This is a genomic window from Pseudoalteromonas sp. APC 3358 (genome assembly GCF_030408075.1).
Taxonomy (GTDB): domain Bacteria; phylum Pseudomonadota; class Gammaproteobacteria; order Enterobacterales; family Alteromonadaceae; genus Pseudoalteromonas; species Pseudoalteromonas arctica.
Genome location: NZ_JASDCE010000005.1, coordinates 117,807 through 143,440, shown reverse-complemented (window position 1 = coordinate 143,440; position 25,634 = coordinate 117,807). Strand labels below are relative to the sequence as shown.

The 25,634-nt window shown below is 40.0% G+C and carries 23 protein-coding genes; 16 read left to right on the top strand and 7 right to left on the bottom strand.

Annotated elements, in window-relative coordinates:
- Positions 1 to 81: 81 nt before the first annotated feature.
- Positions 82 to 2,259, bottom strand: a complete 2,178-nt coding sequence (ftsY, locus tag QL995_RS09790) for a signal recognition particle-docking protein FtsY (protein ID WP_290294070.1) — start codon at positions 2,257 to 2,259, stop codon at positions 82 to 84.
- Positions 2,260 to 2,466: 207 nt separating this feature from the next.
- Between ftsY and rsmD the strand changes: the two genes are divergently transcribed.
- The 14 genes from rsmD (at position 2,467) to QL995_RS09720 (ending at position 18,169) form a co-directional block, all read left to right on the top strand.
- Positions 2,467 to 3,072, top strand: a complete 606-nt coding sequence (gene rsmD / locus QL995_RS09785; RefSeq protein WP_007586536.1) for a 16S rRNA (guanine(966)-N(2))-methyltransferase RsmD — start codon at positions 2,467 to 2,469, stop codon at positions 3,070 to 3,072.
- Positions 3,073 to 3,217: 145 nt separating this feature from the next.
- The gene (gene rpsU, locus QL995_RS09780; RefSeq protein WP_002957797.1) at positions 3,218 to 3,433 is read left to right on the top strand and encodes a 30S ribosomal protein S21; all 216 of its coding nucleotides are present in this window, start codon (positions 3,218 to 3,220) and stop codon (positions 3,431 to 3,433) included.
- Positions 3,434 to 3,452: 19 nt separating this feature from the next.
- The gene (locus tag QL995_RS09775; protein ID WP_007586535.1) at positions 3,453 to 3,899 is read left to right on the top strand and encodes a GatB/YqeY domain-containing protein; all 447 of its coding nucleotides are present in this window, start codon (positions 3,453 to 3,455) and stop codon (positions 3,897 to 3,899) included.
- 244 nt (positions 3,900 to 4,143) lie between these two features.
- The gene (gene dnaG, locus QL995_RS09770; protein ID WP_007586534.1) at positions 4,144 to 5,895 is read left to right on the top strand and encodes a DNA primase; all 1,752 of its coding nucleotides are present in this window, start codon (positions 4,144 to 4,146) and stop codon (positions 5,893 to 5,895) included.
- Between the two features lie 124 nt (positions 5,896 to 6,019).
- The gene (gene rpoD / locus QL995_RS09765) at positions 6,020 to 7,867 is read left to right on the top strand and encodes an RNA polymerase sigma factor RpoD (RefSeq protein ID WP_007586533.1); all 1,848 of its coding nucleotides are present in this window, start codon (positions 6,020 to 6,022) and stop codon (positions 7,865 to 7,867) included.
- A 67-nt stretch (positions 7,868 to 7,934) separates the two neighbouring features.
- Positions 7,935 to 8,816, top strand: coding sequence for a 50S ribosomal protein L11 methyltransferase (gene prmA, locus QL995_RS09760; RefSeq protein ID WP_010553367.1), 882 nt, complete (start codon positions 7,935 to 7,937; stop codon positions 8,814 to 8,816).
- A 281-nt stretch (positions 8,817 to 9,097) separates the two neighbouring features.
- Complete coding sequence (dusB, locus tag QL995_RS09755) at positions 9,098 to 10,069, top strand: tRNA dihydrouridine synthase DusB (RefSeq protein ID WP_010553368.1); 972 nt, start codon at positions 9,098 to 9,100, stop codon at positions 10,067 to 10,069.
- 19 nt (positions 10,070 to 10,088) lie between these two features.
- Positions 10,089 to 10,379, top strand: a complete 291-nt coding sequence (gene fis / locus QL995_RS09750) for a DNA-binding transcriptional regulator Fis (protein WP_002957804.1) — start codon at positions 10,089 to 10,091, stop codon at positions 10,377 to 10,379.
- A 191-nt stretch (positions 10,380 to 10,570) separates the two neighbouring features.
- A complete protein-coding gene (gene purH / locus QL995_RS09745; protein ID WP_007586526.1) occupies positions 10,571 to 12,157 on the top strand; it encodes a bifunctional phosphoribosylaminoimidazolecarboxamide formyltransferase/IMP cyclohydrolase in 1,587 nt (528 codons plus the stop codon).
- A 106-nt stretch (positions 12,158 to 12,263) separates the two neighbouring features.
- Entirely contained in the window at positions 12,264 to 13,085 is an 822-nt protein-coding gene (locus QL995_RS09740; protein WP_007586523.1) for a class I SAM-dependent methyltransferase, read from the top strand.
- 15 nt (positions 13,086 to 13,100) lie between these two features.
- On the top strand, positions 13,101 to 14,384 hold the full coding sequence (gene purD / locus QL995_RS09735) for a phosphoribosylamine--glycine ligase (protein WP_197111581.1): 1,284 nt from the start codon (positions 13,101 to 13,103) through the stop codon (positions 14,382 to 14,384).
- Between the two features lie 112 nt (positions 14,385 to 14,496).
- Positions 14,497 to 17,037, top strand: a complete 2,541-nt coding sequence (locus tag QL995_RS09730) for an EAL domain-containing protein (protein WP_290294068.1) — start codon at positions 14,497 to 14,499, stop codon at positions 17,035 to 17,037.
- 22 nt (positions 17,038 to 17,059) lie between these two features.
- Entirely contained in the window at positions 17,060 to 17,869 is an 810-nt protein-coding gene (locus QL995_RS09725) for a DUF2797 domain-containing protein (RefSeq protein WP_010553372.1), read from the top strand.
- Between the two features lie 6 nt (positions 17,870 to 17,875).
- Positions 17,876 to 18,169 carry a hypothetical protein gene (locus QL995_RS09720; RefSeq protein WP_010553373.1) on the top strand — a complete coding sequence of 98 codons (294 nt, stop codon included), beginning with the start codon at positions 17,876 to 17,878 and terminating at the stop codon, positions 18,167 to 18,169.
- Between the two features lie 13 nt (positions 18,170 to 18,182).
- Here the strand turns inward: QL995_RS09720 and QL995_RS09715 are convergent, their stop codons facing one another.
- The 6 genes from QL995_RS09715 to QL995_RS09690 form a co-directional block, all read right to left on the bottom strand.
- Positions 18,183 to 19,100 (bottom strand): histone deacetylase family protein, encoded by a 918-nt coding sequence (locus QL995_RS09715; RefSeq protein WP_290294067.1) that lies wholly within the window; start codon positions 19,098 to 19,100, stop codon positions 18,183 to 18,185.
- 122 nt (positions 19,101 to 19,222) lie between these two features.
- On the bottom strand, positions 19,223 to 20,764 hold the full coding sequence (locus QL995_RS09710; protein ID WP_197119699.1) for a serine hydrolase: 1,542 nt from the start codon (positions 20,762 to 20,764) through the stop codon (positions 19,223 to 19,225).
- Between the two features lie 15 nt (positions 20,765 to 20,779).
- Positions 20,780 to 21,274: a gamma-glutamylcyclotransferase family protein gene (locus QL995_RS09705; RefSeq protein WP_290294065.1), complete on the bottom strand. Its 495-nt coding sequence runs from the start codon at positions 21,272 to 21,274 to the stop codon at positions 20,780 to 20,782.
- Between the two features lie 26 nt (positions 21,275 to 21,300).
- Positions 21,301 to 21,939, bottom strand: a complete 639-nt coding sequence (locus QL995_RS09700) for a LysE family transporter (RefSeq protein WP_007586498.1) — start codon at positions 21,937 to 21,939, stop codon at positions 21,301 to 21,303.
- An 11-nt stretch (positions 21,940 to 21,950) separates the two neighbouring features.
- On the bottom strand, positions 21,951 to 22,724 hold the full coding sequence (locus QL995_RS09695) for a hypothetical protein (RefSeq protein ID WP_290294064.1): 774 nt from the start codon (positions 22,722 to 22,724) through the stop codon (positions 21,951 to 21,953).
- Positions 22,725 to 22,753: 29 nt separating this feature from the next.
- On the bottom strand, positions 22,754 to 23,239 hold the full coding sequence (locus QL995_RS09690) for a CreA family protein (protein ID WP_007586492.1): 486 nt from the start codon (positions 23,237 to 23,239) through the stop codon (positions 22,754 to 22,756).
- 207 nt (positions 23,240 to 23,446) lie between these two features.
- Between QL995_RS09690 and QL995_RS09685 the strand changes: the two genes are divergently transcribed.
- Together QL995_RS09685 and QL995_RS09680 are read left to right on the top strand one after the other, a co-directional pair.
- Positions 23,447 to 23,776, top strand: a complete 330-nt coding sequence (locus tag QL995_RS09685) for a 5-carboxymethyl-2-hydroxymuconate Delta-isomerase (protein WP_002957818.1) — start codon at positions 23,447 to 23,449, stop codon at positions 23,774 to 23,776.
- 530 nt (positions 23,777 to 24,306) lie between these two features.
- Positions 24,307 to 25,623, top strand: a complete 1,317-nt coding sequence (locus QL995_RS09680; protein WP_290294063.1) for an integrase family protein — start codon at positions 24,307 to 24,309, stop codon at positions 25,621 to 25,623.
- The last annotated feature ends 11 nt before the right edge of the window (positions 25,624 to 25,634 follow it).

The window sequence follows — 25,634 nt, the reverse complement described above, 5'->3', positions numbered from 1 at the left end:
ATTATGCCAATTCAATTAGTTTACTAATAAAATTGGTATTCCTCGCAATTAAAGAGGGAGCAAGCTCCCTCTTTTGGTAAATTAAACGTCGTCCTCATCTTGGCTAAATAACGCATCAATAAAGTCATCGCTTTTAAAAGCGCGTAAATCATCAATACCTTCACCAACACCAATGTAACGAATTGGAATATTAAACTTATCTGCAACCGCAAAAATAACACCACCCTTTGCAGTCCCATCAAGTTTTGAAAGCGTAATACCAGTTAAGCCAACGCATTGATTAAATAAGTTCACTTGGCTAATTGCATTTTGACCTGTGCCAGCATCAATGGTTAGCATCACTTCGTGCGGCGCATCAGGATCAATTTTTTTCATAACACGAGCTATTTTTTCAAGCTCCTGCATTAAGTTATCTTTATTTTGCAAGCGACCCGCTGTATCTGCAATTAACACATCTATATTACGTGCTTTTGCAGCTTGGAATGCATCAAAAACAACCGATGCACTATCTGCACCCGTATGCTGTGCAATAACAGGAATGCTGTTACGTTCACCCCAAACCTGAAGTTGCTCAACAGCAGCCGCTCTAAACGTATCGCCAGCAGCCAGCATAACCGACTTACCTTCGCTTTGAAATTGCTTAGCCATCTTACCAATAGTCGTTGTTTTACCAACGCCATTTACGCCCACCATTAAAATAACAAATGGCTTTTTATCTTTGGTAATTACTAAAGGCTGTTCAGCCGTTTTTAGCATCGCCGCCATTTCTTGTTTCATTAACTCATAAAGCGCATCACCATCTTTTAACTGCTTACGGTTTGCAGCATCAGTTAAGCTATCAATCAACTTCATGGTGGTATCAACGCCTAAATCGGCGGTGAGCAGCTGTGTTTCAAGATCTTCAAATAATTCATCATCTATTTTTTTACCACTAAAAATAGATGCAAAGCCAGAACCTATATTAACGCGAGTTTTTAACAAGCCCTTTTTGAGGCGAGAGAAAAACCCTTCTTTTTTCGGCTTTTCTGCTTTTTTAGCTTCTTCAATTGCAAGTTCTGCTGTGATACGTTCTTGTTCTAAAAGCTCATTTCCTGCTTTTTCAGCAGCAATGCGTTCTTGCTCTAAGCGTTCTTTTTCTGCTTTTTCAGCCGCAATGCGCTCTTGCTCTAAACGCTCATTTTCTGCTTTTTCTAAAGCAATGCGTTCTTGCTCTAAACGTTCATTTTCTGCTTTTTCTAAAGCAATGCGCTCTTGTCCTAAACGCTCGTTTTCTGCTTTTTCAGCCGCAATGCGCTCTTGCTCTAAACGCTCGTTTTCTGCTTTTTCTAAAGCAATGCGCTCTTGCTCTAAACGTTCATTTTCTGCTTTTTCAGCCGCAATACGTTCTTGTTCTAAACGTTCGCTTTCTGCTTTGTCAGCAGCAATACGTTCTTGCTCTAAACGCATTTGCGCTTCTTGTTCTGCTAAACGTTTTGCTTGATCTTGTCTTTGTGCTTCAGCATCTGCTTGTTCTTTTGCTAATAACTCAGCATTCGCTTGCTCTATTGCAAGCTTTTCAGCCTTTACAGCTTCATCCTTTTTTTCAAGGCGTATTTGCTCTAGTCGCTCAGCCTCTATTTTTTCTGCAGCCAATCGCTCTTGCTCTAACAGCATCTGCGTTTCTTGATCGGCTAAACGTTGTGCATGTTCTTGTCTTTGCGCTTCTGCATCAGCTTGTTGTTTTGCAAGCAATTCAGCATTGGCCTGCTCAATGGCAATCTTTTCTGCGTTTTCAGCACGCTCTTGCTCTAAACGTTTTGCTTCAATTTGTTCAGAAGCAATACGCTCCTGCTCTAAGCGCTCTGTTTCGGCCTCTGCTTTTAAACGTTCAGCTTCAGCTTGCTCCTGTGCTAGCTTTTCTTGCTCTAAACGTTTAGCTTCAATTTGTTCAGCAGCAATACGCTCCTGCTCTAAGCGCTCTGTTTCGGCTTCTGCTTTTGAACGTTCAGCTTCAGCTTGCTCCTGTGCTAGCTTTTCTTGCTCTAAACGTTTGGCTTCAATTTGTTCAGCAGCAATACGCTCTAGCTCTAAACGCTCTGTTTCCGCCTCGGCTCGTAAACGTTCAACTTCAGCTTGCTGTGCAAGCTTTTCTTGCTCTAGCTTCTGCGCTTCTTCTTGCGCTAATGCTTGTTGTTTATCAGCGGCTGCTTTTTGCTCTGCTTCTTTTTTATCTGACTTGCCAAAACCGAGCCACGACATGAATTTACTTTTTTTTGTCATACTTGCTAATAACCACTTATAAAAATCTGATAAACTAAAATTTGAAATAGCTTGGCAATGCCCAGCAATAGTTGCTAATAAATACAACCATTCAAAACGTAAGTGTTCAATAGTAACACTTTTAATACGGTTGAAAAATGAAGCTACACGTAATCACCCATAATATTATCTGAGCTAGATACCATATACCATTTTTTAGTGAGCTAAATGAGAAAAAAAACAACGCAAAATAAAGCTACTAACAAGCCCAGTGATGGCTTTATTAGAGTGATTAGTGGCCAATTTCGAGGCCGAAAACTCCCTGTTAAAAATGTAGAAGGCTTAAGACCTACTACCGATCGAATTAAAGAAACTGTATTTAATTGGCTAATGCAAGATACGCGTGACACAAATGTACTTGATTGTTTTGCAGGTTCTGGTGGGTTAGGATTTGAAGCGCTATCTCGATTTGCTAAAAACGCCACATTTATCGAGCTCGACTCGTCAGCTGCCAAGCAATTAGAACAAAACATTAGCACTTTAAAACTCGACAACGCATACGTTAAACATACTAATTCACTCTCCTTTTTAGAGCAAAAAAACACAAACGAAGCGTTTAATCTTGTATTTGTTGACCCACCATTTCGTAAAGATTTAGCGCAAACAACCTGCGATTTATTAGAAAAAAACCAATGGTTAAGCGATGATGCATTAATTTATGTTGAAGTAGAAACAGAGTTAACCACCTTCAAGAACCCGAGCAACTGGTTGTTAATTAAAGAAAAAAAGGCAGGCCAAGTGTTTTGCAAACTCTACCAGCGCCAAGCAAATTAATACTGTTTTACATGATGCGTTTCTGTTAATATTGTCCTTTACATGTGGTGTTGCTTCGGATTACAATACCGCACCATTTTTGAACCACTTGATCAATGTTTGATCAACTTGAGCAACGCTCATAATTTAGGTAGGTGAATTTTTAATGCCAGTAATTAAAGTAAGAGAGAACGAACCGTTTGACGTAGCACTTCGTCGCTTCAAGCGTTCATGTGAAAAAGCAGGAATCCTTTCAGAAGTTCGTCGTCGCGAGCACTATGAAAAACCAACAGCTGAGCGTAAGCGTAAAAAAGCTGCTGCAGTAAAACGTCACATGAAAAAACTTTCTCGTGATAACGCACGTCGCGTTAAATTATACTAATATATTAGGTCTTGTATAAATGAGCCTTTTAATAACGCTAAAAGATGCGCAAAAAGATGCGATGAGAGCTAAAGACAAACAACGTCTTAACCCTATTCGTATGGTACTTGCTGCAATCAAGCAACGTGAAATTGACGAGCGCATAGAACTAGACGACGCAGGTATTACCTCCGTTATAGTGAAGCTTGTTAAACAACGTCGTGACTCTTACACTCAGTACAAAGATGCTGGGCGTGATGATTTAGCTGATATTGAAGCCAATGAAATAGTGGCACTTGAAACTTTCTTACCTCAAAAATTGAGTGAAGAAGAAATCATTGCTCTCATTGATGCGGCTATTGCTGATACTAACGCAGCAGGTATGCAAGACATGGGTAAAGTAATGGGTATAATCAAAAGCAAAGCCGAAGGTCGTGCCGATATGGGCAAAATCTCTGGTTTAATTAAGCAACGATTAACTGCCTAATACTCCCACATACATTAAAGTATGATTGAAGTGAACCGAGCCTTGCGCTCGGTTTCTTTGTTTTTAACTTTAATAAAAAGTACACCTACTAGGTTACTTTAAAATGAAATTTTTTATAGCTTCCCTATTTATTTTGTTATCATTTTGGTAAGTTAAAGCACGCTATACTTTGCATCAAGCAAGTATAAAAAAGTAAATTTCATATTCGTTATTCTTCTTATTATTTCAGGACTGTATTTTACTAATGGCTGGAAAGATCCCACGTAACTTTATAGACGATTTACTTGCCAGAACCGATATTGTCGACCTGATAGACTCAAAAGTAGGTCTAAAAAAAGCAGGTAAGGATTATCAAGCTTGTTGCCCATTCCATAACGAAAAATCGCCCTCATTTACCGTATCGCAAGACAAACAGTTTTATCATTGCTTTGGTTGTGGCGCTAATGGTAATGCTATTTCGTTTGTAATGGAGTATGAAAAGCTTGAGTTTGTAGATGCTATTGAAGAAATAGCAAGCATGCTTAACTTAGAAGTACCTCGAGAACAAGGCACAAACTCAGCACCAGAACGTACTGCTGCGCAAAAGCGCTCTGATTACGATTTAATGCTTCATACTGCGCGCTTTTATCAGCACCAATTAAAACACCACAGTAATTCTGCCGCCGTTATTGAATATGTAAAAGGCCGTGGTTTAAGTGGTGAGACAGTTAAAAAGTTTATGATTGGCTACGCCCCCAGCGAATGGGATGGATTATGTCTTCAGCTTGGCCGTAATAAAGAACAAAAAGAGCAATTAGTTGAATTAAAGCTAGCTTCAGAAAAAACACCGGGCAGACAATTTGATTTTTTCCGCGACCGATTAATGTTCCCTATTCGCGATAAACGCGGACGCGTTATTGCATTTGGTGGGCGTGTAATGCAAGCCGACCAAGGGCCAAAATATTTAAACTCGCCAGAGACCCGAATTTTTCATAAAGGCTTTGAGCTTTACGGACTTTATGAAGCAAAGCAAGCCCATAAAAAACTTGAGCATGTAATGGTTGTGGAAGGTTACATGGATGTTGTTGCCTTAGCCGAGCAAGGGATTGAATATGCCGTTGCATCACTAGGTACCGCAACAACAAGCGAGCACATGCATACGCTGTTTAGAACAACAGATAAAGTAATCTGTTGTTACGATGGCGACAGAGCTGGCCGTGATGCAGCTTGGAGGGCGCTTGAAAACGCACTTCCTTATTTAAATGATGGTAAAGCACTGCAATTTACTTTTTTACCCGATGGCGAAGACCCTGACTCTCTTGTACAAAAAGAAGGTAAGGAGCAATTCGAATTGCGCCTAAGCCAAGCAGATGACTTTACCAAAGTATTGTTTAATAAATTAAGCCAAGAAGTTGATTTAACACTCGACTCAGGAAAAGCTAAATTACTCAGTGCAGCACTTCCACTCATTGAAAAAATCCCAAGTGAATTTTATCAAGAAAACATTCTTGAACAATTAGGGCGTTTAATCGGAAGAACACGTGAGCAATTAAATAACCGTTTAAAAACCCCAAAGCAACAGCATTCGATTGAACGTAAGTTTAAAATAACACCAATGCGTCAAGCGATTGGTATTTTAATTCAACATCCTAACTTAGCTAAAAATGTGCCATATTTACCTGAACTCGCACAAATGAATATTGCTGGTATAGGGCTATTATTACGCTTACAAGAGCAAGCTTTAGAAAAAGAAAGCATTACCACAGCGCAACTACTCGAATTTTTTAGAGGAACTGAAGATTACGAGCCCTTAATCAAGCTTGCAACGTGGCAACACGACATAAATGAAGAGCGTTTAGAGACGGTTTTTAAAAATACTTTCAAGTTTATTGAAGATCAGTGTTTAAATTATCGACTCGAGACCCTATTAATAAAGGACAAGACTCAAGGCCTTAGTAGCGACGAAAGACTTGAGTGTCATTTGTTAATGACAGCGTTAAAAGCCACTAACAGCTAGTCAAAATTGATTTAAACTGTTATACTGTGCTATTCACTGCGTCACATTATTCTAGTTGGCTTTAATGCAAACTACATGATGGCGCCTGTTGTATCAACTTATCAGAGTGGAAGAAACAATCTCTATGGATCCAACTCCTCAGTCACAATTAAAACTTCTGATTCAAAAAGGTAAAGAGCAAGGCTACTTAACTTTTGCAGAAGTAAATGATCACCTTCCACAAGACATTATAGACTCAGATCAAGTAGAAGATATCATAAGCATGATTAATGATATGGGTATCAAGGTTAGCGAAAACGCGCCTGATGCTGATGAATTAATGATGCAAGAAACAACGACAGACGAAGACGCAGCTGAAGCTGCCGCTGCAGCCCTTGCGACTGTAGAAAAAGAAATCGGCCGTACAACGGATCCGGTTCGTATGTACATGCGTGAAATGGGTACTGTTGAACTTCTTACACGTGAAGGCGAAATTGTAATCGCTAAACGTATCGAAGAAGGCATTAACCAAGTACAGATTTCTGTTGCAGAGTACCCTGAAGCAATCACTTACCTGCTAGAGCAGTGGGATAAGTTTGAAGCTGAAGAAATGCGTTTAAGCGATATCATCGTTGGATTTATCGATCCTAATGAAGATACAGCGCCAATTTCAGCAACTAATATCGGTTCAGAATTAAGTGCTAAGCAACTTGATGACGATAAAGATGACAAAGATGATGCTGATAGCGATGACGAAGATGAAGAAGAAGTAGACACAGGGCCAGATCCTGAAGAAGCGCGCATTCATTTTGAAAATTTACGTGATTTATACAATAAAGCACGTGATACGTTTGAAGCTAAAGGTCGTTCGCATCCTGAATCACAAGCAGCCATTTTTGAAATTGGTGAGCTTTTCAGAACCTTTAAATTAATACCTAAACAGTTTGACCGCATGGTAAATAACATGCGTGAAATGATGGATCGCGTTCGCGTTCAAGAACGTCTAATCATGAAACAAGCTGTACAAATTGCTAAATTACCGAAGAAAACATTCGTTAAGCATTTTGCTAATAACGAAACTGACGCTTCATGGGTTGATTTAGAAATTTCAGGTAACGAAAAATACTCAGCTAAACTTGAAGAAGTTAAGCCAGAAATCATTCGTAGCATTAATAAACTATCTGTTATTGAACAAACAACAGGTTTAAGCATTGAGCGTATTAAAGACATTAACCGTCGAATGAGCATTGGTGAAGCGAAAGCACGCCGTGCGAAAAAAGAAATGGTTGAAGCTAACTTACGTCTTGTAATCTCAATTGCTAAAAAATATACAAACCGTGGCTTACAATTCTTGGATTTAATTCAAGAAGGTAACATTGGTCTGATGAAAGCAGTTGATAAGTTTGAATATCGCCGTGGTTATAAGTTCTCTACTTATGCTACGTGGTGGATACGTCAAGCAATCACCCGCTCTATTGCTGACCAAGCAAGAACAATCCGTATTCCAGTGCATATGATTGAAACGATTAATAAACTTAACCGTATTTCTCGTCAAATGTTACAAGAAATGGGTCGTGAGCCAAATCCAGAAGAATTAGCAGAACGCATGATGATGCCTGAGGATAAAATCCGTAAGGTACTTAAGATTGCTAAAGAGCCAATTTCAATGGAAACACCAATCGGTGATGATGAAGATTCTCACTTAGGTGACTTTATCGAAGATACAACTATTGATTCGCCAATTGATTCGGCAACAATGGAGTCTCTTCGTGGCGCAACTAACGATGTACTTGCAGGCCTAACAGCCCGTGAAGCTAAAGTACTACGTATGCGTTTTGGTATTGATATGAATACCGACCACACCTTAGAAGAAGTAGGTAAACAGTTTGACGTAACACGTGAACGTATTCGTCAAATAGAAGCGAAAGCGCTGCGTAAATTACGCCACCCTTCTCGCTCAGATTTACTGAAAAGCTTTTTAGACGCTAAATAATTTAGCGCTACTATATAAACTAAAAAGGCCGCTATAGCGGCCTTTTTTCTATTTGAAGGAAATAATCATGGCTTGGATCCAAATTCGTATTAACGCCAATGCTGCAACAGCAGATGCAGTAAGTGACCTATTAATGGAAGCGGGTAGTGCTTCAGTAACCTTTATTGACGCAAAAGACACCCCTATTTACGAACCCAAAATTGGCACCGTTGTATTTTGGGCTGATACAACAGTAATTGGCTTGTTTGAAGCTAATCACGATATGAATGAAGTCGTTGCGTTATTGAAACGCCATGATGAACTAAAGGACAATTTAGTATACAAAATAGAGCAGCTTGAGGATAAAGACTGGGAACGTGAATGGATGGATAACTTCCACCCTATTCAATTTGGTGAAAGGCTATGGATTTGTCCAAGCTGGCGCGACATTCCAGATCCTGATGCAGTAAATGTACTGCTTGACCCTGGCCTTGCTTTTGGTACGGGCACACATGCAACAACGGCCTTATGTCTTAAGTGGTTAGAAAGCCAAGATCTAACAGGTAAAACGGTTGTTGATTTTGGTTGTGGCTCAGGCATTTTAGGTATTGCAGCTATAAAACTAGGCGCAGAGCGCATGATTGGGATTGATATTGATCCTCAAGCGCTTGAGGCAAGTTTAGATAATGCTAACCGTAATGGCGTTGCAGACAAACTTGAAGTATACCTTCCAGAAAACCAACCTGAGTTTACCGCCGACATAGTAGTGGCAAATATATTAGCCCAGCCACTTCGCGAATTGCACAGTGTAATTTTAGGTTTATTAAAGCCTGGCGGCAAGATTGCAATGTCGGGTATTTTAGAAGAACAAGCACAATCAGTTGCTGATATTTATGCACCGTTTATTGAACTAGATGACATTGCCGTTGAAGGTGATTGGACTCGAGTAAGTGGCACTAAAAAAGCGTAATAAACTGCATAACCAAATTTAGAGCATTAACTCAAAACCTGCATGTAAAGCCTGTATTTAACAGGCTTTACTATTTTTTTACATATTAAAAGTTTTCTGATTATTGTGTAAAAAATAAAACTTGTATAAATTTCAAACAAATCAACCTACTTGTCATGTGGTTATCAAATGTCAATACGAAAAGGGCAAAAAAAAGTTACTTTTGTTCAATTTATAGCCTTTGATTTTTGTGAAAAAAACCGTAAACTTAGCGCCCCTTGAAAAGAGGCCTATTGAATATAGTGCGTATCGGTAAATACCAACTTGAGAATAATGTAATTGTCGCGCCAATGGCTGGCATTACAGACAGACCATTTAGACAACTTTGCCGTCGTTTAGGCGCAGGGCTAGCTGTTTCTGAAATGCTATCGTCTAATCCTAAGGTTTGGAAAACGGAAAAGTCGATGAACCGTATGGATCACAGCGGTGAGTCGGGTATACGCGCTGTGCAAATTGCAGGAGCAGATCCTGAGCTTATGGCGCAGGCCGCACAATTCAATGTTGCTAACGGTGCACAGATCATAGATATCAATATGGGGTGCCCAGCAAAAAAAGTGAACAAGAAACTCGCAGGCTCTGCCTTATTACAGTTTCCTGAACTTGTGGAAGAGATTATTGATGCAGTCGTTAATGCTGTTGATATACCTGTGACACTTAAAATCCGTACAGGATGGGATCCGGATAACCGTAATGGTGTAGAGATTGCGAGAATAGCTGAACGTTATGGCATTGCATCACTTGCTGTACATGGGCGTACGCGCGCATGTATGTACAAAGGTGATGCTGAGTACGCCACGATTAGGGATATAAAACGTTCAGTGTCGATTCCTGTTGTTGCCAATGGTGATATTACATCACCAGAAAAAGCAAAACAGGTTTTAGACTATACGGGTGCAGATGCCATTATGATTGGCCGAGCCGCCCAAGGTCGCCCTTGGATATTTAGGGAGATAGACCACTATTTGCGAACTGGGGAACACTTACAGCCGCCTGCTATTGCAGAGGTGCGCAGTATTTTAATGGAGCATTTAACAAACCTCCATCTGTTTTACGGTGAGCCAATGGGAGCGCGAATTGCTCGCAAACATGTATCTTGGTATTTGCAAACCCATGACAGTGATGGTCAGTTTAGGCGAGTATTTAATGCGCTCGACAACCCACAAGCACAGGTCGTCGCATTAGAGCAATACTTTAAAACACTAGCAGCTAACTAAGAAAGAAAGAGACTTAATAATGTTCGAACAAAACGTGACTTCTCCATTTATCACTAACCCTCATGTTCAGTCACACGAGAAACCGCAGCCATTGCGTGATGCAGTAAAAAAAGCTGTTCACCACTATTTAAAGCAGCTTAACGGTCAAGATGTGCAAGACGTTTACGACCTTGTTCTTTCAGAGCTAGAAGCGCCATTACTTGAAGAAGTAATGACATATACACGTGGTAACCAAACTCGTGCAGCAATTTTACTAGGTATCAACCGTGGTACTTTACGTAAAAAGCTTAAAAAATACGGCATGAACTAATATGCTGGCTGTGATTTATCACAGCTAATTATTAAAAAAGCACCCTAGGGTGCTTTTTTTATGCCCGTAGTTTAATAGCCGAGTTGCAAAATGCTCACCCTCATCGGCGCTTTATAAGTCGTTTTTTGAGTTGTAATCAGTTAAAATGCCCGCTTCTAAGCTAGCTCATTAACTGAGGAAATCAAACTACAATGGATACTCATCGTCCCATTCGTCGCGCACTATTAAGTGTGTCTGATAAAACCGGTATTGTTGAATTTGCCCGCGCACTAGAAGCGCAAGGCGTTGATATATTATCAACTGGCGGCACATGTAAACTACTTGCTGATAACGGCATAAAAGTGACTGAAGTATCAGATCACACAGGCCACCCTGAAATCATGGATGGTCGCGTAAAAACTCTTCACCCAAAAATTCACGGCGGCATATTAGCCCGTCGCGGACAAGATGAAAGCGTAATGGCAGATAACAACATTTCTGCTATCGACATAGTTGTAGTTAACTTATACCCCTTTGCGAATACAGTCGCTCAAGAAAACTGCAGCCTTGAAGATGCTATTGAAAATATTGATATTGGCGGCCCTACAATGGTTCGTGCAGCCGCTAAAAACCACAAAGACGTAACAATCGTGGTAAACGCGAGTGACTACGACCGTGTTATTAGTGAAATGCAAAACAATAATGGCTCTACTACATATAAAACACGTTTTGACTTAGCGATTGCAGCTTACGAGCACACTGCCGCATACGATGGCATGATTGCTAACTACTTCGGTAAAATGGTTCCTGATTACACCGAGGAAGCTGCTGTAGAGACTAAATTCCCACGTACTATCAATATGCAGTTCACTAAAAAGCAAGATATGCGTTACGGTGAAAACTCACATCAAGATGCTGCTTTTTATGTTGAAAGTGACATTGCTGAAGCATCAGTTGCAACAGCAACTCAATTGCAAGGTAAGGCCCTTTCGTTTAACAACATTGCAGATACCGATGCAGCACTTGAATGTGTTAAAGAATTTGACGTACCTGCGTGCGTAATTGTAAAACATGCTAACCCGTGTGGTGTTTCAATTGGGGACAATATTCTACAAGCATACGAGCGCGCTTTTAAAACAGACCCTACATCAGCATTTGGTGGCATTATTGCCTTTAACCGAGAGCTAGATGCCGCAACTGCACAAGCAATTGTTGATCGTCAGTTTGTTGAAGTAATTATCGCACCTAGTATTTCGAGCGACGCTGCAAAAATTGTTGAAGCTAAAAAGAACGTTCGTTTATTAGAATGTGGACAGTGGACAGGTAAAGCAGCTGGCCAAGATATTAAACGCGTTAACGGCGGTATTTTAGTTCAAGACCGCGATTTAGGCATGGTAACGCAAGGCGACTTAAAAGTTGTTTCTAAGCGCCAACCTACAGAGCAAGAACTTAAAGATTTACTATTTTGTTGGAAAGTAGCTAAGTTTGTTAAATCAAACGCAATTGTTTATGCCCGTGACGGTATGACCATTGGTGTAGGCGCAGGCCAAATGAGCCGCGTATACTCAGCTAAAATTGCAGGCATAAAAGCTGCCGACGAAAACCTTGAAGTTAAAGGTTCAGTTATGGCGTCTGATGCATTCTTCCCATTCCGTGATGGAATTGACGCAGCAGCAGCCGCTGGTATTACTGCGGTAATTCAGCCAGGTGGCTCAATGCGTGATGAAGAAGTGATTGCAGCTGCTGATGAAGCTGGCATGGCAATGGTACTTACTGGTATGCGCCATTTCCGCCACTAATCACACAAAGGGTTAAACGTTGGTTTAACCCTTTTTGTTTGCTATAAATTCACGTATTCTGATTATTCAATAACCTATTTAAAATTATAATGTGAAGGAACAAACAATGAAATTTGCGCTAAAATCGCTACTTGTAGCCACACTAACGATGACATCGACTATGGCGCTTAGCCATAACCACGAATCGAGCCTTGAGCATGCACTTCAATCAAGCGAACGTAGCGCTAAAAACAGCGTTCGTGACGAATATCGTCACCCGGCTCAAACACTTGCATTTTTTGGCTTTAAACCAACTATGACAGTTGTTGAAATTGCGCCAGGCGGTGGTTGGTATAGTGAAATTTTAGCGCCAGCACTAAAAGAGCAAGGTACTTATTATGCCGCGCACTTTCCTGCTGATTCATCAGTTGGCTACTACCAACGCTCTCTTGCGGGCTTTAAACAAAAAGTAGCTGAAGATGAGCGCTTTAGTAGCGTTAAAATTACTGAGTTTGCACCTGTAACACATTTAGATATTGCGCCAGCTGGCAGTGCCGATATGGTTTTAACTTTCCGTAATGTGCATAACTGGTATATGGGCAAAGATAAAAGCGGTGCATTAAGTGCATTCCAAGCTTTTTATAAAGCCCTTAAACCAGGTGGTACATTAGGTTTAGTTGAACACCGTTTAGCTGAAGAGCGTGCTGACGAAGATCAAAAAACATCAGGTTATATGAAGCAGAGCTACGTAGTAGACCTTGCTAAACAAGCTGGGTTTGAATTAGTAGCAAGCAGTGAAATAAATGCAAATCCAAAAGATACAGCCGATCACCCTAAAGGTGTATGGACGCTACCACCAAGCTTAAGACTCGGCGAACAAGATGCTGACAAATATAAAGCCATTGGTGAAAGCGACCGCATGACGCTGAAATTTAAGAAACCGCTTTAAATAGGAATTTTCGCCATGAATGTTTTAGTCATTGGCAGCGGCGGCCGCGAACACGCACTTGCGTTTAAAGCCGCTCAAAACACCAAAGTAAATACTGTATTTGTAGCCCCTGGTAATGCAGGTACTGCACTTGAACCAAAACTTGAAAACGTAGCAATAAACGTTGACGACTTAGATGGTTTACTTAGTTTTGCACAGCAAAACAAGGTAGAGCTTACTATTGTAGGTCCAGAAATACCGTTAGTACTGGGTGTTGTTGATAAGTTTCGTGAACATAACATGGCTATTTTTGGCCCAACGGCAGGCGCAGCCCAGCTTGAAGGCTCTAAATCGTTTACTAAAGATTTTTTAGCGCGCCACAATATCCCATCAGGCGATTATCAAACGTTTGAACAAATTGACCCAGCCCTAGCTTATTTAAAAGAAAAAGGCGCGCCAATTGTTGTAAAAGCAGATGGTTTAGCTGCAGGTAAAGGCGTAATTGTAGCAATGACGGAAGCCGATGCCGAAGATGCTATTCGCGATATGCTTGCGGGTAATGCTTTTGGCGATGCGGGAAGCCGTGTTGTTATTGAAGAATTTTTAGAGGGTGAAGAAGCGTCTTTCATTGTAATGGTTGATGGCAAAAACGTATTACCATTTGCTACCAGTCAAGACCATAAACGCGCTTACAATGGCGATGCCGGTCCTAACACGGGTGGCATGGGTGCATACTCACCTGCGCCAGTTGTTACGGATGAAATCCACCAGCGTATTATGAACGAAGTGATCTACCCTACGGTAGAAGGCATGGCAAGCGAAGGCCATCCGTACACCGGCTTTTTATACGCAGGTTTGATGATTGACGAAACAGGTACCCCTAAAGTAATTGAGTACAACTGTCGCTTTGGCGACCCTGAAACTCAACCAATGATGCTACGTTTACAATCAGACCTAGTTGAATTGATTGAAGCTGCTAACCGTGTAGAACTTGATAAAACAACGATTAAGTTTGACCCACGCGCAGCCGTTGGTGTTGTACTTGCAGCTAAAGGTTACCCTGGTGATTACCCTAAAGGTGATGCAATTTCGGGGCTAAAAGTTGATTACCCTGCGGGTGAAAAAGTGTTTCATGCGGGTACTAAGCAAAGTGGCAATGACGTTGTAACCGCAGGCGGTCGCGTATTATGCGCAACAGCACTTGGTAACACTGTTACAGAAGCGCAGCAGCGCGCCTATGAGCTTGTTAAACAAATTAGCTGGGATGGTATGGAATATCGTACTGATATAGCTTACCGTGCTATTGCACGCGAGCAATAGCCTGTAATACCTATTCATTGGTATAACCAGTTAATTTAACTACAAAAGCGCAGTTTATCTGCGCTTTTTTAGTGCTACACTAATTAAAAGGTTTTTTAAAAGTAAATTAACGTTGGAACTAAGAACTTTACGTTACCATGCAATTGCTGTTGCCATACTGATATTTATATTTTTTATAATCAGTACATTGGCATCAAACCTTGTCGTGCCTACACGATATACAATTGATAAAACGGCTCCAATGTACCTCGATTACGCCTACTATATTGACGAAACCAAAACTAAAACATTCGATACCATCATTAACCAACCTGAATTACTTACTCATCAACCATTTTCAGATGTTCCATGGAGTTTTAGCCAGCAAAACTATTGGTTGTTTCTTGATTTAGAAAATAAAAGCCTTAACAAGCAAAATGTTGTGGCACATTTTGACAACCCTATGGTCGATCACCTTACGGTGTATCGCCTCGATAAAAACAACAAACTAATTGAAACATACAAACTCGGCGATAAAGAAGAAGCCCTCTCTTTGTTTGAATACAGCGTACCGCATATTCGTTTTTTAGTAGAAAGAAAATCGTCACAGCGCCTAGTAATGAAAATAGACACAGTCGGCATAAGTAAAACACCTGTAAACTTATATCGTGATAAAGAGTTTATTGACTTAGTGCGCTCTCAAACTGGGATCTGGGGTATTTTTGTAGGCGTGCTATTGATGGCTGCGCTTTATAACTTGGTGCTTTATTTTGGCATAAAAGACCGTGTTTATTTAATTTATATTGGCTATATCATTAGTGCGTTAACCTTATTGGGTGCAGTGCTTGGTTTTGGATTTTATTTATGGCCAGTGCAATGGCAGTTATATATTCACGAAAAAGTCATATTTTTTAACTACGCAATATCATTTTTCACTCTCGCCTTTTGTACTATGTTTTTACGCTATCACAAGGACAATTGCTGGCGATACAAAATGAGCGTAAAACTGCTTTTGTTTATGTCAGTAATGGCTATAGCTAGTTTATTTATTCCTGAGTACATTGCAGCCCCGTTGTTTTTTTGTGTAATGGCACTTTTATACGTTGTTTGTATTATTTTAATTTATAACAAGCTACGTAGCGGCTTTAGGTGGGCTAAGTTTTATGTACTCTCGTGGATACCGCTGATATTTGGTGCGGTAATACAGCCTATGGAGCTCACCGGCTTTTTGGCTTATAGCTTTACCTCCCGCCATGCCTTTTTAATGGCTATTTTGTGCGAAGTTATTTTAATGGCAATGGCGTTAGCTGACCGAGTAAGGTATCAGCGCGAACGTGCGCTTTACCATGCCACGCACACACAACAAACAAAGTTACTTAATAGCTCCAAGCTAAAACAAGCATTTATGGCGCTACAAAGCCAAAACCGCTCAACAACTTTATGTTTAATAAAAATACGTCACTTTAATTCGCTCAATACAATTATTACCTCTTCTCAGGGCTACACACTTATAAAGCATGTAGCCAAAGAGCTTGAATTAGAACTCAGCCATGAACGCGAATTTACAAACCTCGAAACAGATTTAAACACCAGCCCACGCTTAGCCGATTTAAGCAGTGGCGTATTTGCCTGTATTTCTACTAAAACACAAAACCAAGAAATGCTAGAAGCACTACTGACTAAAATAATTAGCAGCCTACCAAAACAATATGAAATTAAAGGGCTAAACCTGCAGCTTAGTTACAGTATAGGTATTAGTAGTGCAGGTAAGAGTAACGACTTTGAATATTGGTTAAAGCGTGGATATTTAGCGCTTAAAAAAGCAAAAGGTAGCGTTAATCAAGTTGGGTCATCGTCAAACGGTAATAATCTAATGATGGACGTTGCTCTAGCCGCTAAGCTGCAACAAGCCATCAAAACAAATCAACTGGCACTTTATTACCAACCTCAAATAAACTTATTAAGTAACCACGTAAGTGGTGCTGAAGCTTTATTACGTTGGCCCGACCCAACTTACAGCAACTTATCAATTGAAGAACTAATAATACTTGCTGAGCACACAGGCATTATTAACGAGCTAACACTGTGGGTAATAGAGCAAGCCTGTAAAGACATAGTCAAGCTTACAAAAAATGGCTATAACGAGCACACAATTAGCGTAAATTTAAGCGCTAAAAACTTAACTATAAATAACTTAGCCGAAAAAGTAGAAAATATTTTAATTAAATACCAAGTGCCGGCACAGTTACTTAAATTTGAACTAACCGAATCAGCCTTCGTAGATAGCCAAGATGCACTTATAAAGTTAGTTGATGAGCTAACCGCATTAGGTATTAAAGTAGTACTGGATGACTTTGGGACAGGCTATGCGTCACTTAGCTACTTAGTCAATTATCACTTTAGTGAACTTAAAATAGATAAGTCATTTGTTTTTGATTTACCTAATAACCCTACTCACCAGGTTATTGTACAAACAGCCATTGATATGGCGCATAACCTCAATTTATCAATAACAATTGAGGGGGTAGAAACCCAAGAAATCCATCACTTGCTCAAAGATATGAATGCTGATTGCGCCCAAGGTTATTTATACGCAAAAGCACTGCCTTACACCGACTATTTACACTTCTTAAAAAGCCAATATAGCTTAAAAATGTTAGACTCCTCTCTTTAACATCTTTAGGGGCCAAGTAAAGATGCAAGGCACACTGCGTAAATTAAAATCGAGCTTAACCGAACCAGTACAATATCACTTACCTGTAGGTGAACACCTAGTAGACTTAAATGCATTTATAGGTAAGGAGCTTACGCTTACCTTTAGTGGCACTATTTTATGTTCTAACTGCGGTAAAAAAACCAAAAAAAGCTATTCTCAAGGTCACTGTTTTGTATGCATGCGCAAGCTCGCTAGTTGCGATATGTGTATTATGAAACCAGAAACCTGCCACTACGATCAAGGTACTTGCCGAGAGCCACAGTGGGGCGAAGAAAACTGCATGATCCCGCACTATGTATATCTCGCTAACACCTCTGGGTTAAAAGTAGGTATTACCCGCCACACACAAATACCGACTCGTTGGGTTGATCAAGGCGCGACTCAGGCATTACCTATTTTTAAAGTGCAAACTCGCCTGCAATCAGGTTTAGTGGAAGTTGCATTGGCTGAATTTATTGCCGATAAAACGAATTGGCGCAATATGCTAAAAGGTCAAAACGAAGCAATTGACTTAAAAGCAGCTGCAGCCGAGCTGATCCCACAAATTAGTGAAAAGCTAAACGAGCTCAGTGAATTATTTGGCGCAACAGCAATAGAACAACTTGATGAAGATGTGGTTGATTTAAACTTTCCAGTAACCGAATACCCAACAAAAATCAGCTCATTTAACTTTGATAAAGACCCTGTTGTAAGTGGTGTTTTACAAGGTATTAAAGGCCAGTACTTAATTTTTGAAAAAGGCGTTATTAATATTCGTAAATTTACGTCTTATGAAGTAACCGTAGGCTAACGGGCTATGTTAAACAGCTACCCACAGTTATTGGTTATTTATAATGAGCTTGAGATAGCCCATAACCAACAAGAGCAACAAGAGTGCTTACACAGCGTTATGCAAAGTGAACTAAGCGATGTGCGAGTACTTAATAAGCAAGGTGACTACCTTAATTTACAAGGCACTGCTTGCCCTGAATTGAATGGCGAGCAACTAGCACAGCTTGTTACAGCTTACTTATTAAATGAAGGACAATGCTGCCTTGGTAAAATCAAAACCCTAAGCACAGCGCAAGCGTTTGATTTATTAGGGCTATAAACACTCTCTTTATTTAGATATCAGTAAGCACTTTTATATGCGCTACAGCACTGCGACCTAAAGCTGATAGCGCATAGCCACCTTCTAAATACGAAATAACACCTTTGCAGCCGCCCTCTTTAGCAACACCACATAGTTGCTCGGTAAGCCAAATGTAGTCATCCTCTACAAACTTTAAGCTCGCCATATCATCTTCTAGGTGTGCATCAAACCCTGCGCTTATAAAAAGTAATTCAGGCTTAAACGCTTTTAATTTTGGTAACCATTGCCCAGTAAACACCTCTTTTAGGTCGTCGCCATTACTAGCAATTGGCAGAGGTGAATTAACTATATGACTATTATTTTTAACCGCTGTATTTGGGTAAAACGGATACTGAAATAACGAACAAAGCAGCACGTTTTCGTCATCGATAAAAATGTCTTGCGTGCCATTACCGTGGTGTACATCAAAGTCAGCAATCGCAATACGCTTAACCCCTTTGCTTTGTGCATACTTAACGGCAATAGCTAAGTTATTAAATACACAAAACCCGGATGATGAATCTTTATTTGCATGATGCCCAGGCGGGCGAACTGAGCAAAAAGCAGCATCGAGTTTATCGGCAAGTATTTCATCAACAGCTAACAACCCTGCACCTACTGCCCGCTCTATCGCTTTAAACGAATCGGGGCACAGCCACGTATCGCCATCTAAATTAGCGAGTCCTTCGGTTGGTAGTGTAGTTTCTACGTGCTTAACTAAAGCCTCATCGTGAGCAAGTAAATAATGCTCACGCTCGGCCTTAGGTGCCTGCAGGTGTGTTAAGCCAACATCTACACCGCTGGCTAATAACCTGTCGGTAATTGCATCTAAGCGCTCTGGGCACTCAGGATGGTCGTCTATCATTTTATGCTTACGGCAATGAGGATGTGAAATAACTGCTGTACGCATAAAGTGCTCCTAACCAAAGTAAATTGAATGCTTAATATAACAAAGCCACCGACGGGTGGCTTTGCGACTTTGGTTTATATCGATACTTTAAATATCGGTACTTTAAATACTAATGTTATTAGCTATTTTGCTTTTAAATGTAGGTTTCTAAAATCAAAGCTAAAGTCGGTAACTTGTGTTGATACTGCACGCATTTTAGCGCTGTTTACACGGTTTTGTGAGCTCATTTCAAAACGAATAAACGCATCCGCTTCAAGCAGCTTTTCATCCCACTTAACTATAAATGTATTACCAGTGTAATGCTCAAGAGTGCCTTTTAAGCGCTTGGTATGCGTAAAATCAATATGTAACTTACTATCAAGCTGTTCAATAATTACATCGCCATACCAATCATCATGTAATGTACCGGTATAGTTAATATTTGGTAATTGTGGTTGGTAGTCAGCGGGTGCTTCTGGTTTTGCATTAGCGTACGCCTGTTGTTTACCTTCAAAATGACTTTTAGCTAAATCCTCTACCCAGTCTTTATCTTCGAGCTCAAGTGCATCTTCAAGTACTTCATGGGTTACTGCCGAAAGCGCACCGAAAGCTTGTTGATTAGATAAAATAACAATACCGAGTTTTTTCTCAGGCAATAAAGTAACTTGCGATACCATCCCTAAAATACCACCTCCATGACCTAGCTTTTTAAAGCCGTGGTAGTCTTCAATACTCCAACCTAACCCATAACCCCTAAACTGCTGATGATACGATTCAAACGCACTTTTAGACGCCATAGACGTAATATGTGGGTGCCACATTTGCGCTTGTTGCTTTTCGCTAAACAACTGCTCGCCACTTGGCATTTTACCGCCCGCTAATTGCGTACGAAGCCATTGGCTCATGTCGCTTACACTTGAAGCAATGGCACCTGCGCCTCTAAAATCTTCTAAGTAATTCACAAAAAATGGATGAAGCGTGCCATCCATAGGAATATGACCTGTCGCCCAATTTTTATTACTTTTTGGAATACGTGAAAATCCCGCGCGTGAGTTATCCATGTGCAGCGGCTGTAATATATTTTTTTCGATATAATCGTTCCAGCTGATACCCGACACACGTGCAACCACCTCACCAGCGGTAACAAACATCAGGTTGTTATAAGCGTATTTACTACGAAAACTGCTCGCTGGTTTTAAATACTGTAATCCCGCTAAAATTTCATCAACTGACTTATCGGTACTTGGCCAAATCATTAAATCGCCCTGCCCAAGCCCTAGCCCACTGCGGTGACTTAATAAATCACGAATACGCATTTCGCGTGTTACGTATGAGTCGTATAATCTAAACTCTGGTAAATGATCAATTACGCGGTCATCCCAGCTTAACTTCCCCTCATCAACCAACTTGGCAAGCGCTGCTGTTGTAAACGCTTTCGTGTTTGAAGCAATACCAAACAAGGTGTCTTTGTTTACTTTTTTGTTGGTATCGAGGTTAGTTACACCAAAGCCTTTAGCAAATATTACTTTATCGTTTTCAACAATGGCGACTGCCATACCGGGTACGTCAAAACGCGCCATTGACGCTTTAATAACGTCATCAATTTTGTTGGTATCAACTTGTGCCCAGCTACTAAACGAAGTGCCTGCTAGTAGTGCAATTGCGGCAAGTTTGGTTAATTTCATATCAATCCTATTTTATTATTTTTGATGAACTGCAAATTCAATTGCTGCGCGCTCTTGATTGGTATCGCTTTTTTGTGCGCGATTTAATATCGCATCACTGTATTCTTTTGGTACGCCCGCTTCAAGTGATCCGCGATGAACGTGTTTTATGTACCAATCGTATGGGAGTACATCGCTGTTGTGGGTATTAGCTATATAACAATGTGCAGTTACAGTCTCACCCGTTAGAAGCGTTGGGGCTATATCTACGCAGTCGTAACCTACGCCCTCAATACCATCTAAAATAACTTTTTCATCTTCATTAAGCTCATAAATAACGCCGTAAACCAGCGCGTCTTCTTTATCGCTTGGGCAAATACTGCATTTGCCAGAGCCATCTTTAAATAGCATATCAAAAGTTAGCTCGTAACCTTTAAGTACCGCTGTTCCTACACGCTTTACATTAGGTAAGCGCGCTAACAAACGATTAGATGACATATTAGAGCCAAACGAGAAATTATATAACGGCATTTTATCTCCTGTACTTTTTAAATAAGTTAAATAACAACACGTACTGCAAGGGCAATTAAAATAACGCCAATTCCACGGTCAAACCAATAACCGCGTTGTTGGAAAAAACCCCTTACATTATTTCTAGAAAGTATTATTGAAAGCATTGAAAACCACGCCCAAGTAGCCAATGCCATGTACACACCGTAACCGACCTGTACGCTAGTCGGTGTTGTTGGGCTAATCACGAGTGTAAATAACGACATAAAAAATAACGTGGCTTTTGGGTTTAATGCATTTGTGAAAAAGCCGCGCCTAAAAGCAAGCCAAACGGATTCTTCTTGGACGGTTTTGTTTTCAACATCTTTTGCAGCCTCGCCTTCATTACTTGCTGGAGGTTTTGCAGCTCTGAGTGCTTGTACGCCTAAATAAGCTAAATATGCACCGGCAAGATACTTAAGCGCCATAAATAAACTAGGCGATTGCGTTAAAATAAGCGCAACACCTAAAACGCAATAGGCAACGTGCAGTAAAATAGCAGCGCCAACACCGGCGCTTGTCCACAATGCATTGCGCCTTCCTTGTTGCACACTTTGCTTAAGTACTACGGCAAAGTCGGGCCCTGGGCTTGCTACTGCAAAAAAATGAGCAATAACAATCAGTAAAAATTCATCTAAGTATTCCACGCAGATCCTTGCTAGTTTGGCGAATAAGCTAATAACAGCGGGTTAGCCGAGTTATTTACCAATGCTTTAATTTCTTTTTGTGCTTTTTTAAACTGACCACGTAAATGCGGCTTTAAATGCTTTTTAGACACTTTATCGTTTTTAAAGTAGCTAATCAGGGCATGCATAAATACCGTATGTGTTTCACTTAACTTAGCTTCACGGTTAGCGTATGGATTATAACAAGAGCCACAACCGCCTTTAAACTGATACACCGTGTTGCTCATCATCACACCAAACCCTAAAAAACAGGCAAGTGCATCGGCAGCTTGTGGTAAATACTCCCTACCGCCTGGCGGTAGCACCCCAACGTGATGAATAAGTATGGTGGCCAGAGTACCCGCATAACTAGCCACTAAATCTTGTGGCTGATTAATCTGATTAGGATTAAAAGAGATACTGACCTTATGGCTTGGCGGCACAATTAGATGGCTGCCTTCGCCACGTATTTCATCACTAAATTCAAAGTGCGGAAAAACTTGCGGTTGTAACTGCTGAGGTGCGATTAATTGAATAGGCCATGCGTTCATACCCGCGTAATTAGTAACGCGGGTAAAAACATTACTCGCCATTTCCTCAATGCTCGATACCGAATCAGGGAAAAAAGTGGCCGTTGGCAGTATTATTTGAGTGTGCTTTGTAAAAAACTCTGCATCAAAATTTTCTACAGCCCAAATAAATGTATCAATAAGCCATTGCTGCTCTTGATCTTCCAATAAAGGTGCCGATTTAAATAAAGCTAACATAAGGTGCTCTTATAAGTTTTAGTGCTAGTTTAGTTTTTTTGTGTAAGCGCCCAATCCCACGCTTGAGTATTGTATAGCGGCACTGTTGATAGTGCATGGTGGTGGCTACCACTGGATTCTTTAGTTGAATACGATAAGTACAATAAAGTACGATTCTCAGCATCGTAAATACGGCGCACTTTTAGTGATTTAAATAATATACTTTTAGATGATTTGAATATCACCTCGCCCGACTTGCTACGGTCTATTTTTTGTAGCTGCTGCGCTGTAATAGGACCTGTTTGACGACATGCTATAGACATATCAGACGGATCAGAAAAGTCCAAATTAGCCTCTATATGACTAATATGACAAGTAACACCTTTAAGGATTGGATCTTGCTGCGAATTAACCACAACATCTTTAGTTGTAAATAATCCCAGACTTACCGATGCAACATCGTCAGAGCAAGCACTTAATGTAACAACTGCACCTGTAAGTAAAGCTAAACGTTTAAATTTTTGTGGTAATTTCATACTTATCCTTAATTAATATATAAGTAACTTAGCACCTACGTTACTAAGCGAAGGTTCACCTGTTTGTTTTTATACTAACATCAAAAATAAATACGACTAAATTAGTTTAAAGTAAAGATTTTAGATAGCTCAGGGTTTAGCGAACCCTGTTGTATTTGATACAATTAACTCTCGCTCATGCAGTAACTCATAATAGGAAACGCCTAAATGCCGCACATTATTATTGAACACTCAGAAGACCTCCCTGTTTTACCACAAGTACTGGTAGAAAAAATTCACACTACCGCTTTCGAAAGTAACTTATTTGAATTAGAAACCATCAAAACACGCGCTATTGCTTATCAGCAATATCAACTTGGCGCAGGAAAATCAGGGTTTATACATATCGCGGTACATATTTTAGCGGGACGCTCAATTGAGCAAAAACAAATGTTAAGCGAACTGCTACTTTCATGCTTAAAAACATACTGCAGAGCATCAGACAGTTTAAGCGTAAATATTTACGATATTGAGCATGAGATATACCGTAAAAATTAGTTAACTCTTGTAGTTTTGAGCAATAAAAGTAAACACTAGTAAGTAAAAAGCCCCAATAGGGGCTTTTTTTGTATTCTAAAATCAGGTGCAGCTCATTGTCATTTACAAAACAGAGCATGAATAGCGTCCGATCTAACGCTGGAATTTAATAGTGCATTCGCACTCTTTCAAATTTAAGAAAGCTTAGCTTAATCTATGGATTAACTTTATTTAAATTATATTTATTATTAGAGGTAAATAAAGAATAATAAATTACACGATATTAAGTTCATGTAGCTTCAAATAATTTGAGTAGGTATTTTTTGGAAAGTTTGCAAAAGTGGTGGCCCCTCCCAGACTCGAACTGGGGACCTAACGATTATGAGTTGCAAAACAAGGACTTACTACGAGTTACTTTTTGATATAACTATTTACTAATTTTCATAGCTATATCATAGGGTTATTGAATAAAACCCACCTCTGATGCATAAATCATTATGTATTTCAAAACGTTAAATTTTACGTTCAAAGTAGCACAGAGGTAGCACCATATGTCAGACACAAAATTTCGCTTCACAGAATTATCGCTTGAAAAGATAGAATCAAACAGTAAACGCACTCGCTATTACGACAACCTATTGGCAGGACTAATTTTAGATGTAACCGTAGCTGGTAAGAAATCATTTAGAGTTTATAAAAAGATACCAGGAAGAGATACCCCTATTAATGTCACTCTTGGATACTTCCCATCAATTACACTTGATGATGCAAGGCGAATGGCCAAAAAAGTAATGGCAGATATTGCTGAGGGTATAAACCCAAACGATCTTAAGCGCCAATTTAGAGCGGCTTCAATTACCTTGAAAGAAGCCTTTGATTCATATATCGAATCTAGAGATCTAAAGCCTATAACTGAAAGTGGTTATCAGCAAAAAATAAACTGCTACCTGCCAGACTGGCATAACAAGCGCCTAGCCGATATAAATCAAACAATGATTTTAAAGCGCCAGCGAGAAATAACCTCAAGAAGCCCTGCTCAGGCAAATTATACCATGCGCCTAATGCGTGCTTTATTTAACTTTGCTAAAGCTGAATACAAGTCTTCAGAAGGTCGCTCATTATTTCCAGAAAACCCTGTAGATGCACTTTCTGAAAAACGAAGCTGGAATAATGTAAAGCGTAAAACAACAAGACTGCGTCGTTCACAACTAAAACCATTCATAGACGCATTATATGAAGTTAGAAATGAAGCTGCTAAATATCGTCAAAATAGTCGTGTCGGTTTTTGTGATTACTTAGAGTTTTTAACCTTTTCTGGCTTGAGGAGATCTGAGCTACTGCAACTCCCATGGTCACAAGTACACCTTGAAGATAGGATATTCATTTTAGAGGATACAAAAAATGGCTTGGACGTCGAGTTTCCTATTACAGATCGATTAGCTGAGATATTTAATCGACGAAAAGAATACAAGGTATCTGACTATGTTTTTGGGACAAACAGTAAAAAGGGCTACTTAACTGATCCTAAAAAAACGTTGAAACATGTATGCCAAATTGCAGGAGTAAAAATCACTTCGCATGATTTACGCAGAACATTTACATCTATGGCTGAGAGTAGTGGTGTATCAGGGTACCTCCTAAAACGCCTGCTGAACCATATAACAGATAAAAGCGACGTAACTGCTGGTTATTTAATTTTAACTGCTGAGGAGCTTAAAGAGCCCGCAGAAAAAGTAACCGAAACAATTGCCAAATATGCAGGTTTGATCGAGCCAGAGCCAGAAAATAAAATGACTGAAATGAAAATTTTGCTCGCGAACTTAACTAAAGAACAAAAAATTGAGCTTATGAGTACTTTGCTAAATTAAAGTTTATGCTG

Excerpts from the sequence above, each read along its gene's own strand:
- QL995_RS09705 (WP_290294065.1), bottom strand. The coding sequence starts at position 21,274 with ATGCCGTTATATAATTTCTCGTTTGGCTCTAATATGTCATCTAATCGT.
- dnaG (WP_007586534.1), top strand. The coding sequence starts at position 4,144 with ATGGCTGGAAAGATCCCACGTAACTTTATAGACGATTTACTTGCCAGA.
- QL995_RS09725 (WP_010553372.1), top strand. The coding sequence starts at position 17,060 with ATGCAAGGCACACTGCGTAAATTAAAATCGAGCTTAACCGAACCAGTA.
- QL995_RS09720 (WP_010553373.1), top strand. The coding sequence starts at position 17,876 with ATGTTAAACAGCTACCCACAGTTATTGGTTATTTATAATGAGCTTGAG.
- QL995_RS09680 (WP_290294063.1), top strand. The coding sequence starts at position 24,307 with ATGTCAGACACAAAATTTCGCTTCACAGAATTATCGCTTGAAAAGATA.
- purD (WP_197111581.1), top strand. The coding sequence starts at position 13,101 with ATGAATGTTTTAGTCATTGGCAGCGGCGGCCGCGAACACGCACTTGCG.
- QL995_RS09715 (WP_290294067.1), bottom strand. The coding sequence starts at position 19,100 with ATGCGTACAGCAGTTATTTCACATCCTCATTGCCGTAAGCATAAAATG.
- QL995_RS09740 (WP_007586523.1), top strand. The coding sequence starts at position 12,264 with ATGAAATTTGCGCTAAAATCGCTACTTGTAGCCACACTAACGATGACA.
- QL995_RS09775 (WP_007586535.1), top strand. The coding sequence starts at position 3,453 with ATGAGCCTTTTAATAACGCTAAAAGATGCGCAAAAAGATGCGATGAGA.
- ftsY (WP_290294070.1), bottom strand. The coding sequence starts at position 2,259 with ATGACAAAAAAAAGTAAATTCATGTCGTGGCTCGGTTTTGGCAAGTCA.
- QL995_RS09685 (WP_002957818.1), top strand. The coding sequence starts at position 23,447 with ATGCCGCACATTATTATTGAACACTCAGAAGACCTCCCTGTTTTACCA.
- rpoD (WP_007586533.1), top strand. The coding sequence starts at position 6,020 with ATGGATCCAACTCCTCAGTCACAATTAAAACTTCTGATTCAAAAAGGT.
- QL995_RS09695 (WP_290294064.1), bottom strand. The coding sequence starts at position 22,724 with ATGTTAGCTTTATTTAAATCGGCACCTTTATTGGAAGATCAAGAGCAG.
- QL995_RS09710 (WP_197119699.1), bottom strand. The coding sequence starts at position 20,764 with ATGAAATTAACCAAACTTGCCGCAATTGCACTACTAGCAGGCACTTCG.
- purH (WP_007586526.1), top strand. The coding sequence starts at position 10,571 with ATGGATACTCATCGTCCCATTCGTCGCGCACTATTAAGTGTGTCTGAT.
- prmA (WP_010553367.1), top strand. The coding sequence starts at position 7,935 with ATGGCTTGGATCCAAATTCGTATTAACGCCAATGCTGCAACAGCAGAT.
- fis (WP_002957804.1), top strand. The coding sequence starts at position 10,089 with ATGTTCGAACAAAACGTGACTTCTCCATTTATCACTAACCCTCATGTT.
- QL995_RS09690 (WP_007586492.1), bottom strand. The coding sequence starts at position 23,239 with ATGAAATTACCACAAAAATTTAAACGTTTAGCTTTACTTACAGGTGCA.
- rsmD (WP_007586536.1), top strand. The coding sequence starts at position 2,467 with ATGAGAAAAAAAACAACGCAAAATAAAGCTACTAACAAGCCCAGTGAT.
- rpsU (WP_002957797.1), top strand. The coding sequence starts at position 3,218 with ATGCCAGTAATTAAAGTAAGAGAGAACGAACCGTTTGACGTAGCACTT.